This window comes from Corynebacterium crudilactis, from assembly GCF_001643015.1.
In the GTDB taxonomy this organism is placed as follows: domain Bacteria; phylum Actinomycetota; class Actinomycetes; order Mycobacteriales; family Mycobacteriaceae; genus Corynebacterium; species Corynebacterium crudilactis.
The window spans coordinates 2,784,409-2,801,525 of record NZ_CP015622.1 but is presented as its reverse complement, the minus strand read 5'-3'; the positions used below and the strand labels follow the sequence as shown (position 1 = coordinate 2,801,525).

Here is a 17,117-nt window from a genome sequence, read left to right as displayed (position 1 = left end):
TGCCGCCGTTGTCTGCTGACCAACAGCAGAGGTGCAAGCGCTCAATAAACAAGCCGACATGATCAAAGCTGAACACTTCAGCATGATTGCTTTCGGTTTTGAATACCGAGTCTTGTGAGGGCGGAGAGTCCTGGTCACAGTGATCCTTTCTGTGGGCGGCGTTTGTAGTGTAAAGATGCCGACCTAAGAAGTGAACCATGCTGTCTAGTTTTTTCACTAAACTTTCATTCATGCTGAATGAAAGTGGTGTGAAAAGTTGTTAGTCTCAATGTTTTTATGGGATACATCTGAAATGTACTGCACTTTTATGTAATTCCCAGCGGGATGGTGGTGGAATTTTAGAATAGACAGATTGGTCTGTCTATGTGTTTGGTTACTGGGTGAAATACGCTTTAGAGAGATCATAAAGACCACGTTTGTCCCATTGGATACCTTGCAAATTTCCTGCGGTAATGAGTTCGGAATTTAAGATAGTGAGCTCAATGACGAAATTGTGGTCCAAAAGATCTTGATTAAGCGCCTTGTACGCTTCAATGGCTTCGGAGCTGTTGGGGTCAGGGATTCTCCATGCCTGAGTGACATCTGAGGAATATTTCGCATCAAGAAAGTTTGAACTATTTTTCGCGGAATTGAACGGAAAAGCTGCTGTCACCAAAGTGGAAGGGTTGTACTGAGAAAAAGTATGACTATAGACCCAGAGTCCAGGGTAAGCACCGTTGATAAGTTGAGAAGTCATAGTGGTGCCCTCCGTGGGTACTATCTTCGTTTGGATTCCAATCTCTGCTAAATCAGAAGAGATTATTTCTACAGCTGTCTGAAGTGTCGGTGAATTGGAGGGCACTGAAATGGGGAATTCGGGTAGAGAACCTACCTCTGCAATGAGTTCTCGTGCGCGTGCAACATCCCTGGATGGATTTTGAGTACTGGCGTCAAAAGCGGGAGAATATTGAGGCCAAGGCAAAGTAGCTGACTGTCCACGACCACGGTAGACCTCATTGAGAATGCGATCTCTGTCGACAGCTAAGGAGATAGCTTGGCGGACTCGAGGATCATCGAGTCCGGCTGCAGCCACGTTGACCCCTAGGTACGTGATGTTAGATGTGCCTTCTAATGTAACCGTACGAAATGCTGTATGGTCTGCCAAAGCTTCGGCGTCTCGTGGTTGCGCGGCAGTGATATCAACTTGTCCTGATCGTAATTGAGCGAACTGAGTTTTTTTATCTGGAACAATCATTACTTCAACACCATCGATATTTGGTGAGCCGCCCCAATAAGACTTATTGGCTTCATATTTGGCATGCGATCCTGGAAGCCATTCGATGAATCGGAAAGGTCCTGTTCCGTTATACTGCTCACCGGTTTTTAGCTGATCCGCAGTTTCATGGTCGATGATCGGCACGATGTCAAAGAGGTCGAAAAGGTTGTTTATTGGCTCATCTAGGTGCAGCTTGATGCGATGAGTGTCTGATGTGTCGTAGCTGGTGATTGCTTGTGCAACACGGGCTAGCTGCCCTGAGTTTTTCGGATCAGAGTAATTGACCAGGCTAAATTTAATATCTTCTGATGTTAAGGGGCGTCTGCTATGGAAAGTGACGTCATCGCGAAGATCTAAAGAAATGGTGCGCCCATCTGGAGAAAGTTCCCATGCTTTTGCAAGGGAGGGCTGCGGCTCAAGGCTGTCTGGATTGTAGCGAGTTAGAGTGTCATACACTAAACCTGTATGGGTGATTTGACCGGTGTAGAAAGTCGCTGGATTTAGATCTAGATCTGTGCCGATATGAACGATTCCTCCTTGGATGGGTTCTCCGTTTACCGCTGTTGTTTGGAGCCCGACAGCTGAAGTGCAGGACGTGAGGAAAATTACTGAAAGCACTGCAGCTAGCACTCCCATTGTCTTAATTTTTAGGGCGGTAGGTAGTAATGGACGATTCTTTTTTGTTGGGATCACAGGTCGTATCGCTTTCGCAGACAAGGGTTATGTGGCTATGAATACAGCCCGCGTTTTCCATAGATAGGAAACGCGGGCTGGAGCTAAAAAGAGGTGCTAGATGCCTGCTGGACGTGCAGCGATGTCACCCTCGAAGTTTTGGATTGGGCGCGGATTATCAATTGGGGAGTAATGGGAAGCGTCTCCAAGGAGACTGCGGGATTTTTCACCATTGATTGAAGTGGGAACAGCTCCAGCGAGAGTAACTCGACGAACCACGCGCTTTTGATCACCAAAGTCTGCGAAACCGTAGTGCTGGGTTGCGTGGTTATCCCAGATAACCAAATCACCTTCGGACCACTGCCAGCGGAAAGTATTGTCTGGCTTTAGAATGCGTTCTTGTAGAATGCGGAAAATATCTGCAGATTCATTGGGGCGAAGGCCAACAAAATTTCTGACGAAGTGGCCGAGTAGAAGAGAACGCTCGCCTGTCTCCGGGTGGAGGTGTACGACGGGGTGTTCTGTTTCGTAATAGGTGCTGACAAATTCTTCATGATAGGCCTTTTGGCGATCGCTGCGTTCGACACCGGAGGAGACATAGTCGAATTCATTTGAATGGACAGCCCAAAGATTATCGACAAAGATGCGCAATGGTTCAGGCAGCTTGTTATAGGCAGCTACAGTATTTGCCCATTGAGTGGCGCCACCATAGGACGGAATAATTGGAGATCGTAGAATAGAAGCCTTGGGGATGCGGTCTACGAATGAGACATCGGTGTGCCAGGAATTAGCTGCACCTTCAATAGATAAGTGGTCTTTGCCGCGTGAAGTTACGGTCGGGTGTGCAAGCGTTGGAATGCCCAAACGTTGCGCAAAGGCATGCTGAACCTCGTCATCTACGTGGTGTTGGTTGCGGAAAGCAACAACTTTGTGGGTAGCTAGTGTAGTGCGAATGTATTCAACTTCGGCGTCGGTGATCTCACCTGAAATATGAATGCCTTCGATCAGCGCTCCGATGTTCTGGCTGAGTCGAGTTGTTGTGATGCTAAGGGTATCGACGGGATTGGAACTTACGGTAGTCATGCTTTGAATCTCCTGGTTTAAAAGTTTTGAGGTCTGGCCACTTGAGACTGAAAAGACGTGGCACAATCAGTTGTAGACTGCTTGGTCTTCTATGGCCGTGAAAACCAGTAAAGTATGTGAATCAATGATGTTCAACTATTAGTTCCACCCTGAATGAATGAAAGCCTGTCGTGGTTGAAATATTTAAAAATTCCGCACATATTACCAGGTAGATTTGACTAAGGTTAGAATTTAACTTTTCTCTTTGGAAAAATCTGGTGGAAGCCATGCGGAATGTACATTCCTTGAAATCTCCTTTTCAAAAGGAGATTAATTTTAAATTCATGATTAAATTGCCTTTTCATTAGCAATATATTCATTTTTCTATACTGATTAGACTAAGTGGTCTATACTTTTCTGATTAATTCGTATTAGAGGATAGGGACGTGTTGGTGGAGACATGCTTGCTGATGCGAAATTCAGGCTATGTATGATGCGGTTTAATCGCGTCACGGCGTATTTGTGGAAAGATGTCCCGTCTGAATACGAACCGCGAGGACATGCTTGCACGACCCACGGTTTCCGCTGTGTCGGGAGTACCAAGGACAGCTGCACAAGGCAGAATTTTCCTGAAGAATCACCAGATACACATTCTTTCCGCTTTTCACCCGGAAGTGGCCACGGTGGTCTTTTACAGCGTCGATGCTGTGTGTATCAACCAATTTTTGAGCAGCGACTAAGCGGGGGTTATCTTTTTCTACCCGTGTGGAATCCATGGGCAATTCTCGGTGGAAGAAAGCCTGCTCATATAAATCCCATCCGATTCGCCCATTGGATTGCAACACAGACAACCCATTTCGGACACGCTCGGTGCTCAACGCAGTTTCTCTCGCCAAATGATCAATTTCTACACGGGCTTCAAAAGCCAGCACTGCAGAAATAAGATCCGCATCATCTTCAACCTCTGCTCCTGATAATGACTCCAGCAGGGCACCTTCACCAGAAAAACCACGAAGGTGGTGAGGCGTGAGCGTATAGCTCAGGCGAGCATCCGGGAGTAAGAATTCAAAGACAACAGCTGATCCAGAATCAGGTAGAGCTGGTCCATAAATTCGGAGTCGTTGAATGTCGGCAAGGAATACTTTTGCAGTACTTAACCTAGCGATATGGGATACCGCGACACTGCCGGGAGTTGCTCGGCGCCCTATTCTAAGTTCGCCACGGCTAAGGCTAAGAAATCCAGATTTTTCGGCAGCTGAAGGATTAGGCACCGATGCGAGAAATTTACGAGCAAGTGATGCCGAGACGTCTACCAGTAATTCCAGGGGTTCTTGGAGTTCACTTGCATTGCCTAATCCGCGGATCCATCGGCTCGGCATCTCAACTTTGCGCTCTTCGATATGTTCAGTGGTAGAAGCAACGCGTATCTGGTCGCGTCCAACAGATAGATGCACCAAATCATTGGCACGAATTCGTCCTAAAGCTTGCTGCGAGAGTGGAGTGACATCCACATTCGTTGTGCCGTGCCCAATCTGGCCCGATTCGAAACTTTCAGCAAGTAAATCCAGCCGGGCGAGCACACCGTTGCATGCGGAGAAAGATTCGATTCGAAGTCGATCTCCATTGGCAGTGAGGATGGGATCGTAGCCAACTGCAAGAAAGTCAGGAACCGGTCGGTCGTATCTGAAAGTTGATAGAAGGCCAAGAGTGGATAGTCCTTCTGCCAGGATCAACGGGTGTACAACGATGCCCCGGAAGAATTCTGGATTGGGATCTATGCCATCTGGGGTGAGAGCTGGTGCTAACGCGAAATCCCACTGGTTGTCTAAGAGGGATGTTGTTCCAGAAAATGATCGTGCATCCATAGAGTCACACCATACTGCGAAGAAGCGCTTATTATCTGACTAACAAGATAAGTAGGACACGCTGCTCGGATGGTGGATATGGTTGATCAGTGGGAACTTGAATCTCATGCGTTGGAAGCAATCTTTGTCGAACTGAATCTGGGGGAGGATCTGGATCAGTGGCCAGCTCTTGATGCAGACACCAAGAAACGGATCCAAAAAGCAGCGCGTGCTATCAGTAGCCTGGGTTGGGTTCGATACAAAGTCAACGGTAATTATCTAGGGAAACAGCGCAAGTGGAGAGTTTTTCTTGCTATCCATGGAGGTTTACCTACGAAAAAGGTTGCGTGGTTGATTAGTGAAGTCAGTCGTTTTGGATCTGATGAGAGCTTTTACGGTCAACTTTTAGCACTTGTGTTCCGCCGAGGTGATCGTTTTGCGGCAGCGTTAACCCGCGAGTTGATTCAACAGGCAGGTGACGGGGTGTGCATGTATTTGGCCTTAGACCTGCGTTATCGTTTGGATTTAGACACAGAATTCACGCCTGGTTTTGCAGCCATCTGGGCTTCTTATATGAACTGGAGGAGCGAGGAATCTACTACCGAAGAATTAGGGCTTGTTTTAAAGTGTGCGCTTGAATTATTTACGCTTGCATGTACTGCGCCGGGTGACAATGAATCGTTTGTAGGAACTGCGAAAATCCTGGTAGCCAGAGAGATAATAAGTGCAGAGGTAGTTATTCCGTTAGTTATCCAGAATTTGAGTGTGGTTTCTAGGCCACTGGATCGTCGACGGGTATGGGAAACCATTGCTGAGCTCAACATTTCCGAGTCGGAGATTCGGGTTAATTATCGTAGTTTTTTGCCTGCTTTGAGCGCTGGTGATGGCGGTAGTTTTTATGAGCAGTTGATTCCACGATTATTAGATCCCGCTGATGATGGTGATGCGCGGTTGCTGCACGTGGTGTTTGCTGCGATGCAGACTACGACAAAGAAAGCACGCAAGCAGTTAATCGGATGGTTGATTAACCGCCGCGCTCCGCTTGATAAGGTGCTGAGCACCCAAGTCTTGGAGATACTTGCTGAGCAAGACCCTCGTGATGAGTTTGCAAAGGAACGAGTAAAGCTTGAAAAGTCTTGGGGTGTGACTACTCCAGTTTCTGAGGCTTCGGGAGCAGAACTTATACCTTGGACTCAAGCACCTGAGTTGTGGACTATCGAACCATTTTTACCAGACGATACGAATGATGATGCTCAGTTATTGATTGAAACACTGGGCAAACAATCTGTTCCCACAGGGACGAATGTCCATATTGATCAGGCATTGGCACTGATTCAGCGGATGGAGCAATCTGACGCAGGCAGCGCCGCCTTGATCTGCGCAGGCATGCCGAAATCGAGTGGTTGGGATGCTAATGCATTTGCAGAGTGGGGTAGAGGTGAGATGGGTGAGACTTATCATTTTTCCAAAAATTTTGAGTGGAAGATGCTGTACCGGATCAAAGAGGTTCCACTGTTGTTGTCCACCCCTCGGGATGTGTCTTTAGTAATCAACTTGGATGATTTCATCGCAAAGCTTGAATCGTATGGAAATCGCGCTGCTATTTTTGTAGATGTGCGGCTGGCTGTGACTCGGCTTGATATCTGGTATCCGGATCATGCTAGCCCAAGCCAGGAACAATTGGATAGGTTATCCCAGGTACAGGCGGTATTTTTTGAGGAAGCGAAATCTGAAGATGTTGCATCCTTGAGTGTGTCTGAGTGGGTTTTGCACGCACTGGAAGAGGAACCTGGTTCTACACAAGGCTATTGGGCCATGTGGAATTTCCCAGCTGGTGGGGCGAAAGTGCTGGATCATTCAGATACTCAGTATGCGACTAATCTGGCACAACCTTGGGACTCGGCTATGGCATCAGCAGTGTTTAGTGCTTTTTCTAGTCAATATTCTGAGTATGTGCAGCTGGCGGAAGAATCTGTAGCCGAGGGCTATGCACGTGGGCTGTTGCTTCCTGGGGTAGTGGATGTACAGCTTTTGGAAAAAACTGAATCTGGGCAGATCGCCGGAATGGTCAATATCGCTGAGGCTTTGCTCAACCTGGTATTTGAAGAAGATATGTTGGCAGTGGCGTGGTTGTTGTTGCGCGATATTGTCGATTATTCAGCAGGTGATGCTCGAATGGCGTCTGGGCTGAAACGTGTGCTGGAAGTAATGGATGATTTGGCTCCCTCTGTCTTTACACAAGAAGGCGTTCCTGATGAGGCGAAAGACATTGCCGGAATCCGTAAAATTGCGCAGCGGAGTGGTTCAGCTGCAGCAGTGAAAATCGCCCGGAAGATTGTGGCTCAAGTATCCGAGGATCAGGCTGAGGAATCTTTTCCACCCTTACCTGCTGCTCACGGTTGGTGGGCAGGGCGTAACCCAGGAATTCCAGTTGTAGAAGATAACGATCAAGAAGATTGGATGAATCGCACAAGCATTTCAAGGCAACGGCTTGAAACGAAAATGCGCGAAATGATTTTGACAGATAGTTGGGAGACTAAGAATCGGTTGACCTCTATTGCGCGTTCAGTGGAACCTGTGGCTTTTGCTCAGGTGGCAGCGGGAGTGATCTCTGAGATGGGTTCTGATTCTATACAGTTTGCGCGTTGGATCACCCATGCTTTTCAGCAATACGATGATGGAAGTTCAGCTGGGCCGCAAGGAGTGGTCTCTCGTTCCTGGCCGACAACTCGGTATTTATTAGCATGGGTAGGTCAGCAACCAAAGGCACTTCGGGAAACCAGATTGTTTCTAGACGTTGCCCTGTTACAGGCCCCAGAAGTTGTTCAAGCAGTAGCAGATGGACAGGCTGATGCACGGGAATTAGATCTCCCAGGACTAGATCTCTTAGAGGGGAAATCAGAAAAGATTGCTAGCAAGGTCGCGTATCTAAAAGCTTGGTTGAAAATATAGTGCATTTGAAAAAATTCTAAAGCTTCCATCGATGATTAATCCTCGGGATTAACTTTTTATAGGTTTAAGCGGCAGCGATAACGTAGCGATAGTGCCTTGAGGTTCATTTGGGCTGAATTGGATCGTTCCGCCATGGCGTTGGGCAATTTGCTCAGAGATAAGCAAGCCAATGCCTGAACCATCTTCTTTAGCACTAAAAGCTCCGGAAGCTAACCGATCTGCCGGAATGGTTTGCATGCCCCTTCCGTGATCTGAAACGGACAGGGAAGCTAGCCCACCGAATTCTCTGAGAGTTACCTCTAAAGTTTTTATGGTGGTTTCAGGACGCTTAATTTCATCGATCGCGTTCATACACAAATTGATGATAATTTGGCCAATGAGAACTGGCTCACCCTCCAAGACGAGAGGCCTGTTTCCTAGATCTACCTTTATTTCTACTCCAAGTTCCTCTGCACGTAAGCGAACGAAATACAGTGATTCTTCTACGGCATCAAGCAGATTGAAAGTGGCAGTAGTTGATTCAATTCGTCGTACATAGCGTTTTGCAGAAGTGACAATATCTGAGGCTCGATTGAGTTGTTTTTCAATCATTTCAATGCCATAGCTAAGAGTGGCTGCATCTACAGATGGAGAATTAAGGCGGGCTTTTAAACCACTTAAAAAGTTTAACGATGCAGACAAAGGCTGGCCAAGATCATGGGCCAAAATTAATGCCATATCTCCCATTGCGTTATAGCGGCTGAGGTACTGCAATTGCGTCTGTTGTGCAGCAACACGTTGCTCGGCTTCAACTCGGTCGGTGATATCTCGAACCATGAGAACACGGAATGTGCTGTGTTCAATTTTTATGTTTTCTAGGTATGCGGCAAGCCAACGGAAAGTACTATCGGCATTTTTCACCTGGATTCTAAAATTTACCTTGGCATCAGTTTGGACAAGGTTTTTCAATAGTTCTTCTTTGGCGGTATCGGGTGAAATCAAACCGAGTTCTAGCAAAGATATGCCGATGATGCTTTCTGAACTTTTTCCAAATAGTCCTGCGGCATAAGGAGAAGCGCGAGTTACGTGGTTATCGTGATCAAAAACTAATATTCCTGATGTCGTGTGGGAAATGATGCGTTCCAAAGAAGTTGCTGCCCAATCGACTGATTCTTCATGAGTAATGGCATCATCGATAGGCCGCATTTCTACCATGATTACGTCTTTGTCGTGAAGCTTTACAAATGTAGCGATAGCAACAGTCAGAAATTCTGTTCCATCCGAAGCTAGGTACTTCCACTGGCGGTGACTTGAGCCAAAAATAGCAGCGGAGTGTAGCCAGGCGACACCATCTTCCCTGCGATAACGCTCGTCTTGAGAACTCATATGGTGTGCTTTGAGAGAACGAAGCTCTTCAACGCTGTATTTAAATAATTCACAGGCCCGCTTATTTGCCCAGAGAATGCGGAGCGAATTTACCTCGTGCAGCAACACTCCAATGGGGGATTGCTGCATCATGAGGCGAAAATCTTCATCTAGAGGGTCCATGAGGTTCATTCTAAGACTTCTAAAGTTCCTGGTGGATGAGGAATTTTCTAGAAGCGACTAAAGAAAACTTTAGCTAGATAACGGTTTTCTCCAATACCAAACAGTGTGAACCACGCCATAGCATTTAAGTCAAAGCAATCGACATCGCAAGAACGAGCGGAGATGACTGTGAGAACAGCACTGGGAAATGGCGAAATCACCTTGAGTGACGTTGAAGCGGAACCTGCAGGTGCTCCAAGGGAATCTGCTTTTAAACACGCACTAGAGGTACTTGAAGAACGTCGAACCGAGTTCAATGAACAAGGATTTGTTCCTCGAGACTTTATGACCTTGCTTAAAAAAGCCGGCTTATTCCGAGTATCAGTGCCAACTGCATTCGGTGGAGATCCAATGCCACCAGCAGAATTTTTAAAACTTGTGGAACAGGTTTCTGAAGTTGATCCGGCAACCGGTTGGGTTGCTAGCTTCGGATCTGCCAGTGGTTATTTTGCATCCTTGCCTGTGGAAAGCCAGCGCAAATTGTACGCCCAGAGCAAAGATATTGTTTTTGCCGCTGGAATGTTTCCCATGTTTGAAGCTGAAAAGGTCGAGGGAGGCTACCTGTGCACCGGTGAATGGCAGTTTGCCAGTGGATGTAAAGGCGCAGATCTCCTTGGCATGGGACTACGAGGTGGCCCTGAAACTGATGGGAAGCCCTTGACCGCCTTGGTTGATCGTAACGCTGTCGAAATCATCGATAACTGGGATGTTGCTGGTATGAAGGCGACTGGATCACATAATGTCCGAGCTGATCGAGTGTTTGTTCCAGATGAGATGACTTTTGTCCGTGGTGGTCAACCAACCGTTGACGAGCCTATTACGCGTTATCCCGGATTGGCTTATGCAGCTCAGGTACTTGCTGTAGTTTCTCTCGGCGCCGCCCGTGGCGCTTTGGATTATGTGACCAATATTGGCTCTGCTAGCTCCTCCATCACTGGTGGAACAGCCAAGGGAAATCGTGCTGCATACAAGAGTGGCTTGGCTAAAGCAGAAGCGGATCTTCGCTCAGCACGTGCCTTCTTCTATGGCTCGACAGAAGAAGTATGGGCTAAGGCCGTAGCGGGAGAAGAAATCACTGTCCAGGATAAGGCTCTCTTGCGACTAGCCGCGACTCATGCTGCGCATATGAGTAGAGAAGTAGTGCTGTCAGCTTTCAACATTGCCGGAACCGGCGCAATTTTTGAAAAGCATCCTCTGCAACGATTCCTGCAAGACGGCATCATTCCCGCACAACATGCGATGTTGCAAGAGCAGACTTTTGAAGCCTCTGGAGCAATTTTACTCAATCTTGATGCTGATCTACCCAGCTTTCCGTGATCACCAAATTTTCTAGTTGAGGAGAAAATCAACATGACTAATGAAGCATTACGCACCCTGTTCTGCGTTGGAAACAACCAAAACTTCTTTGATTTACCTAAATCAGAAATAGGTCCAGTTTGGGAAGCAACCCAAGAATTCCTTGGAAAACTTCGTGGCATGGATGGTGTAAAAGTCATCGGAACTATGGACGATGATGCCCATATGGTTGGCCCTTCTGACGGATTTCCATGGACGTTCTACATCTTGGCAGATGTCCGCGACCAGGAAACTGTGAAGGCAGCATGCAACTTATTACGCACTGTCATGGTCGGAGAATTTGCGCTGTGGAAGTACTTCAAGATTGAGGCTCGAATGGGACGTGAACTTGTGATTCGAGATGATGTCGAACTTTAAATATCACAAATTTTCATCCGAGATCATTTTAAGAATTCTGCATTATTTAAGGAGAACATCATGTCTATAACCCAAGAATCATTCGACGGTTACTCTCACTTGGTTGAAAAAGACCGCGTGGCTGGCAGACTCTACACCGACCCGGAAATCTTCAGGGAAGAGATGGAGAAAATTTTCTATAAGACTTGGGTCTGGGTCGCACACGAGAGTGAAATCCCTGAGGCAGGTTCGTTCAAGACCACCCAAGTTGGTGATCAGCCAGTTATTGTCAACCGGGATCGTAAAGGAAATTTCAACACTTTGCTAAATCGTTGTCGTCATCGTGGCGCAACGGTGTGCGATCAAACCAGCGGTAAAGCAAATGGATTTACCTGCCCGTATCACAATTGGTCCTATACTCTTGATGGCCGACTGCGCGGCATTCCTTACCCTGATGGGTATGAGGGTGTTGTGGACAAGAAAGACTTTCCACTGCAGACTCTGCGGACTGAGTCCTATCTTGGCATGATTTTTGCGACATTTAATCAAGATGCACCTCCACTGGAAGAATTCCTTGGCGATTCCAAGATTTGGATGGAACGATTTTTCAAGCAACTTAATGGATTTCCTACCAAAGTTATTGGTGTCCATAAGTTCCGTTTCAAGGGAAATTGGAAGATTCAGCTGGAAAACACCACTGATGGTTATCACTTCCCAATGGTGCATAAATCCTGGATGGCGTCGGTAGATGCGGAAACTGCAGACATGATGTCATTCATGGATGATCCAAAGGCAGAAACTCACGCATTGGGTAACGGTCACAGCGTGGGCATTATGGCTACAGCTCATGTCGATCTAGATGTTGATGATGGTACTGAGGAAATTCAACCTCGATTCCAGCATGTTGTTGATCAACTTGAAGCAGAAGGTGAATCACCTGAGCGTATCCGTCGTTATATGCGTTCGATGCACGGTTGTGGTTTCAACCTTAATTTCTTCCCCAATGTTGCTATGTCTTCTGCTTTCTTCCGGGTACTCATTCCGATTTCTGTCAATGAGACCGAAATCTGGCACATGGCTCTTGGCATGGATGGAGGCCCGGAGATTGTTAACCAAGAACGCTTGAGAATTCATGAACACTTCCAGGGGCCTTTTGGTTTCGGAAGCCCTGATGATGCAGAGGGCTGGGATCGCGTCCAAATTGGTGCTGGTGGCAACCCCAATATGCCGATCATGATTAATCGTGGTCTGGGACGAGAGTATGAAACTGAGGAAAATTGGCCAACCTCCCATGTCACTGATGAAACCGGCATGCGGGAGTCCTACTACATGTGGAAGAAGATGATGAGCGATGACTAATATGCACAATTTCCAAGACCCACGAGTTCTTCGTGCCATTGAATTGGTCTGGCGTGAAGCCGCTTTGTTGGATGCGAAAGATTATCCAGCTTGGGAAGAACTTTTCACCGATGATGGCGTCTATGTTGTCCCAATTGACCCTGATACCACCGATTATGCATCGTCGTTGAACATGATTTTTGATGATAAGCGAATGCGGCATATGCGTGTAGAACGCATGATTCAAGGTTATGCACCATCTGCTGTAGCAGCTGCACGTACTGTTCGTAATGTTTCCAGTTTTGTAGTGAAGGACATTTCTGACACTGCAGTGACTTTGCGTTCCGCACAGATTTTATCTGCCTTCAAAAGGAATGAATTCCAGACCATTGGAGCTGAGTTAACGCACACCATTGCGCTGGGAGAAACCGCAGATGCGGACCGCATCCATGAAAAAGTTGCCCGATTAATAAACAGCGAATACGCAGTTAACGCTGCTGGTTTCCTTATCTAATCGAAGACGAAGACATCACAAGGAAGGGCATATCCATGACAAGTCAAAAACCGTATGAAGAAATCGCTGTAGTTACTGGTGCAGCTGGTGGAATGGGCCAATTTATTGTTCGCCAGCTCCATGAATCAGGCCGAAAGGTTTATTTAGCGGATATTGATGTAGACAAGGCGCAAGCCCTTGCCTTGGAGTTGTCTCCGGATGGAAGTACTGCTCGAGCGATCTATCTGGATGTCTCCCTGCGACAATCGTTTGTGGATGCACTGGACAAGATTGTCGCAGAGTGGGGCACTCCCTCTGTTTTGGTCAATAATGCGGCCATTACGCGTGCTGCTGACTTGATGACACTCGGTGAAGAAGAATTCAACCAAGTTCTGACAACAAATGTGGATAGTATTTTCTTTGGCTGCCAGGTATTTGGCGGTGCAATGGCTGATCAAGGGTATGGCCGAATCATTAATATGGCTTCTCTTGCTGGCCAAAATGGTGGTACAGCAACTGGAGGTCATTATGCGGCTTCCAAGGGTGCAATTATGACTACCACTAAAATCTTCGCCCGAGAACTAGCTGATCGTGGAGTCACCGTGAACTCTATTTCTCCTGGACCGCATGATTTGCCTGTTGTTCATCAGACCGTACCGGCGGAGAAGCTATCGGGAATTATCTCAGGAATACCGGTGCAGCAATTAGGAAATCCAGCCTTTATTGCAAAAACAGTAACACTGCTTGCCGATGAAGACGCCGCTTTTGTCACTGGTGCTTGTTGGGATATTAACGGCGGACTGTACCTGCGTTAACCGCATCAAATCAATAGCTCTATAGAACTCTGAAAGGAGAGTACAGCCATGTCTCTCATTGACGCCGTAGTCTCGGATATCGTCCAGGAGACTCCCACCATTAAGTCGTTTTATCTGTCTAAACCAGACGGTACATCGATTGGACATTATATACCGGGGGCACACATTGACGTTGTTGGACCGACGTCTTTGACTAGGCAGTATTCCCTTTGTGGGCGTCCAGATGGAGATGATGCGTATCTTTTTGCAGTAAAGCGCGAGGAAAATGGTCGAGGTGGCTCGGATGCGCTTCATGATCTCAAGGTCGGGGATAAGCTTAAGATTTCCGCTCCTCGAAATTTGCTCAAGATGGATGAGAGTGCTGCGCATCATGTACTTATTGCTGGTGGTATTGGAATTACACCAATGCTGAGTCTGGCTAGGTACATGGATGTGCGGAATATTAGCTTTGAGTTGCATTATTTTGCACGGAGCGTGGAAGAGGCGGCTTTCTTGCCTTTATTGACTGAAAAAATTTCAGACAAGCTTCATGCACATCTGGGCGTTGATCGAGAAATTCAGAAACAGCGTTTGGAAAATATGATTGAGGTAACTCCTCCAGATACTCATGTATATGTGTGTGGCCCGGCCCCATTCATGGATGAAGTAAGAGCGATCTCGGGTCGAAAAATCCCAGAGGAAGCCATTCACTTCGAAAATTTCAAACCTGCTGAATCAGAAGAGGGCTTGGTTAACACTGAATTTGATGTGGAACTCGATGGGGAAACTTATCATGTTCCGGCTGATCGCAGCATTGTAGAAGTACTCAATGAAGCAGGGTGTGCCATTGATACTTCATGTGAAGAGGGCATTTGCGGTACCTGCATCATGGAAGTTCTCAGTGGTACACCAGAACATCGCGATAGTGTGCTGACTACATCGGAACGCGAGGCTGGAGAGACTATGGCGATCTGTGTCTCTCGTACTCAAGATTCCAAATTGGTTTTAGATTACTTCTAATCCCAGCTGGTTGAGTAAGCACTAAGCACGCTTGTCGACGACAAAACCTCTCTACATTTACCTAACGTAAATGTAGAGAGGTTAGTTTTTTAAGGGATTTCGACGTCATATCTCAGTAGATCTCGTGCGAGTGTTCCGATGCTATCTGAGTCTGTTTTCATTTTAATTCGTGTGCGGTGGACGTCGACAGTTTTTACACTCATTCCTAGCCGTCGCCCAATGTTTTGGCTTGGGAGACCTTCAACGACTAGAGAAAGTACTTCTAGTTCTCTTGGGGTGAGAATAGAAAGCTTTTCTGAAAGTTCTTGAGTTTTTCGATAGCTATCAAAGCGCTCCAAAGCATTATCGATCCCTAGCTGAACCGCATCAATGAGCCGCTGAGGATCGTAGGGTTTTTCAAGAAAGTCTTGAGCCCCAGCTTTCATCGTGGACACAGACATGTTGATATCTCCGTGTGCGGAAACAAAAATGATCGCCACATGGGGAGCGAGACGATTGAGCTGTTCCTGTAACCGAGTTCCACTCATGCGTGGCATGCGCACGTCAAGGATGATGCAAGCAGGGCATCGCTGATCGAATTGTGTGAGAAATTCATCTGCGTTGTGGCAGGTAATCGTTGTGATTCCAGCACTATCGAGTAGCCATGCGACGGATTCACACAATTCTGTGTCATCGTCGACGATGTAGACCTTTGTTGTGGTTTTATCTTCTTGTGTAGTCATAGTGTTGGTGTGAGCTGAAGGAAAAGTGAATGACATGTCAGTCCCAAGCTGCATCTGCGGTCCAGTAATTCATGCCAAAAGCACTAACTTGGTGTTGCCATTCAGATGTGCGACGAAGCTCTGGTTCTTCTTTGCGGACAGATGTATCGGCGGCTTCTGGCCCATCGGCTTCTACAGTCCAATGCACCCAGTTCACTTCTCGACCAAGCTCATCATGGACGAATAGATCTACGTGGTGCCAACCGTAATTAAAGGTGTCTTCGTAGCATGTGAGAAACATGCTGTGGTGATTAATGGGGCGAGGTTTGATTACCATGTCAGATCCTTAAGTGTTGGAGAGGTAAACGCTTCAGATAGTGAGTGGAAGCGACGGAGTAAAAATTCAAGGCGCCGGCTGAGGTTGAGCAGTTTCTTTTCAGTGCCAGGAAGGCCAATGATCTGGAGGCCAAGAGGTAAACCTGTTGTTGTTTTGGCTCCTGGAACAATGACCACAGGTAGTCCTAGGAGTTGCCAAGCGCGACTGAGGTCTGGAGAACCAGTGCCGGAAGTATATTCAGGAGCTGGGCTAGCTGCAGCGGGGCCAATAATGACGCCATTGACTCCTAGGAGACGTTCGAGGGAAAGCCTTGAACTCTTTGTTCGGATGAGCGCTTCTCTGTAGTCCTGTTCGTTAATGGTGGCTCCGTTACTGAGGAGTTCCTGTAACTGTGGGCTGAGCTGTTCCTTATGCTCTGTAAATGCTTGAGCCATCGTTTTTGCGGCTTCGTAGCCCATGACAGTGCGGTGGTCTTCGGTCAAAGTTTGAATGTGATCGGACCATTCTAGAGGTGCATAAGATATACCGAGCTTGTTTATTAGCGGAGGAAGTTCAGAAAGCAGTCCGTGCATTTGAGGGGAGAGCGGGAGGATATCTGAACCATCCCAAATACGAATCTCCAGAGATTCTGTTTTCGGGTCGGTATCTGGTTCTATTCCAACAAAAGCGGAATAGAAGGTATCTAAATCAGCGGTCGAGCGAGTGAGGAAACCGAGAGAATCTAGAGTGTGGCTAAGTCCATGGACACCGAGCATTGAGGTGGATCCGGGAGGAAGAATCATTCCTGCTGCGCCGCAAAAAGATGCAGGTCGAGTCAATGATCCGGCTGTTTGAGTACCCAATGCGACTTGGATTGTATTGGCTCCTACTGCAGCAGCTGAGCCACTGGAAGATCCTCCCGGGGTCAGGCTGTGTCTCCAAGGATTTTTTGTGGGGCCAGGGGAAAAATAACCAAATTCTGTAGTAACCGTCTTGCCTTGAATAATTGCTCCGAGCTCACGGACACGAGCAACACAGTCTGCATCTGTTGATGCAGGAGAGGAAGGTGTAATTGAAGAACCACAACGGGTTGGAAGCCCAGCTACATCGATAATATCTTTGATCCCGATAGAGATTCCTTCGAGCGGGCGCAAGTTGTTATCGGGTTTAATGTCTTCCAATTCTGAAAGTTCTACCCAAGCATGAAGATTCTTTTCATAACGGATGATATCGGTGCGAACAACCGCAGCTAGCTCTGCGCTTGAGATTGTTCCCGTTTGGATAGCGTGCACTTGCTCGCTAATAGACTTATTTCGAAAAGTCGAAGTCAAGTCAAAGTCTCCTTTGCACTGGTAGGACAACGAGAATGTGAGAGAGGTATCAAAAGATAGATTTGACGTTAGTTCAGTCAC

14 protein-coding genes are annotated in these 17,117 nt (G+C 47.1%); 7 read left to right on the top strand and 7 right to left on the bottom strand.

Annotated elements, in window-relative coordinates; all coding sequences use genetic code 11:
• Positions 1–373: 373 nt before the first annotated feature.
• From ccrud_RS12940 to ccrud_RS12930, 3 genes are all read right to left on the bottom strand, one after another.
• Entirely contained in the window at positions 374–1,891 is a 1,518-nt protein-coding gene (locus tag ccrud_RS12940; protein ID WP_066568647.1) for an ABC transporter substrate-binding protein, read from the bottom strand.
• 153 nt (positions 1,892–2,044) lie between these two features.
• A complete protein-coding gene (locus ccrud_RS12935; protein WP_066568644.1) occupies positions 2,045–3,010 on the bottom strand; it encodes a TauD/TfdA dioxygenase family protein in 966 nt (321 codons plus the stop codon).
• Positions 3,011–3,498: 488 nt separating this feature from the next.
• Positions 3,499–4,854: an SWIM zinc finger family protein gene (locus ccrud_RS12930; protein WP_066568636.1), complete on the bottom strand. Its 1,356-nt coding sequence runs from the start codon at positions 4,852–4,854 to the stop codon at positions 3,499–3,501.
• A gap of 69 nt (positions 4,855–4,923) precedes the next feature.
• On the opposite strand from ccrud_RS12930, the gene ccrud_RS12925 reads away from it, so the two are divergent.
• Positions 4,924–7,785, top strand: a complete 2,862-nt coding sequence (locus tag ccrud_RS12925; protein ID WP_066568629.1) for a hypothetical protein — start codon at positions 4,924–4,926, stop codon at positions 7,783–7,785.
• Positions 7,786–7,833: 48 nt separating this feature from the next.
• Here ccrud_RS12925 and ccrud_RS12920 read toward each other — a convergent pair whose 3' ends face one another.
• Positions 7,834–9,312 carry a PAS domain-containing sensor histidine kinase gene (locus tag ccrud_RS12920; RefSeq protein ID WP_082868840.1) on the bottom strand — a complete coding sequence of 493 codons (1,479 nt, stop codon included), beginning with the start codon at positions 9,310–9,312 and terminating at the stop codon, positions 7,834–7,836.
• 162 nt (positions 9,313–9,474) lie between these two features.
• On the opposite strand from ccrud_RS12920, the gene ccrud_RS12915 reads away from it, so the two are divergent.
• Genes ccrud_RS12915 through ccrud_RS12890 form a run of 6 tightly spaced genes read left to right on the top strand, consistent with a single transcriptional unit; the run spans position 9,475 to position 14,688 of the window.
• The gene (locus ccrud_RS12915; RefSeq protein ID WP_066568627.1) at positions 9,475–10,668 is read left to right on the top strand and encodes an acyl-CoA dehydrogenase family protein; all 1,194 of its coding nucleotides are present in this window, start codon (positions 9,475–9,477) and stop codon (positions 10,666–10,668) included.
• Between the two features lie 33 nt (positions 10,669–10,701).
• Positions 10,702–11,064 (top strand): hypothetical protein, encoded by a 363-nt coding sequence (locus ccrud_RS12910; protein ID WP_066568618.1) that lies wholly within the window; start codon positions 10,702–10,704, stop codon positions 11,062–11,064.
• Between the two features lie 60 nt (positions 11,065–11,124).
• Positions 11,125–12,402, top strand: coding sequence for an aromatic ring-hydroxylating oxygenase subunit alpha (locus ccrud_RS12905; protein WP_066568616.1), 1,278 nt, complete (start codon positions 11,125–11,127; stop codon positions 12,400–12,402).
• The gene (locus tag ccrud_RS12900) at positions 12,395–12,895 is read left to right on the top strand and encodes an aromatic-ring-hydroxylating dioxygenase subunit beta (RefSeq protein WP_066568608.1); all 501 of its coding nucleotides are present in this window, start codon (positions 12,395–12,397) and stop codon (positions 12,893–12,895) included. The genes ccrud_RS12905 and ccrud_RS12900 overlap by 8 nt, the downstream gene beginning before the upstream one ends.
• Positions 12,896–12,930: 35 nt before the next feature.
• The gene (locus ccrud_RS12895; RefSeq protein WP_066568599.1) at positions 12,931–13,689 is read left to right on the top strand and encodes an SDR family NAD(P)-dependent oxidoreductase; all 759 of its coding nucleotides are present in this window, start codon (positions 12,931–12,933) and stop codon (positions 13,687–13,689) included.
• A 48-nt stretch (positions 13,690–13,737) separates the two neighbouring features.
• Entirely contained in the window at positions 13,738–14,688 is a 951-nt protein-coding gene (locus tag ccrud_RS12890) for a PDR/VanB family oxidoreductase (RefSeq protein ID WP_066568588.1), read from the top strand.
• Between the two features lie 89 nt (positions 14,689–14,777).
• Here ccrud_RS12890 and ccrud_RS12885 read toward each other — a convergent pair whose 3' ends face one another.
• The 3 genes from ccrud_RS12885 to ccrud_RS12875 are packed head-to-tail and all read right to left on the bottom strand — an operon-like array spanning position 14,778 to position 17,036.
• On the bottom strand, positions 14,778–15,410 hold the full coding sequence (locus tag ccrud_RS12885; RefSeq protein ID WP_066569975.1) for a response regulator transcription factor: 633 nt from the start codon (positions 15,408–15,410) through the stop codon (positions 14,778–14,780).
• A gap of 37 nt (positions 15,411–15,447) precedes the next feature.
• Positions 15,448–15,726 carry a hypothetical protein gene (locus ccrud_RS12880; protein ID WP_066568578.1) on the bottom strand — a complete coding sequence of 93 codons (279 nt, stop codon included), beginning with the start codon at positions 15,724–15,726 and terminating at the stop codon, positions 15,448–15,450.
• Positions 15,720–17,036, bottom strand: a complete 1,317-nt coding sequence (locus ccrud_RS12875) for an amidase (protein ID WP_066568576.1) — start codon at positions 17,034–17,036, stop codon at positions 15,720–15,722. Before ccrud_RS12875 ends, ccrud_RS12880 begins: the two co-directional genes overlap by 7 nt.
• Positions 17,037–17,117: the final 81 nt, after the last annotated feature.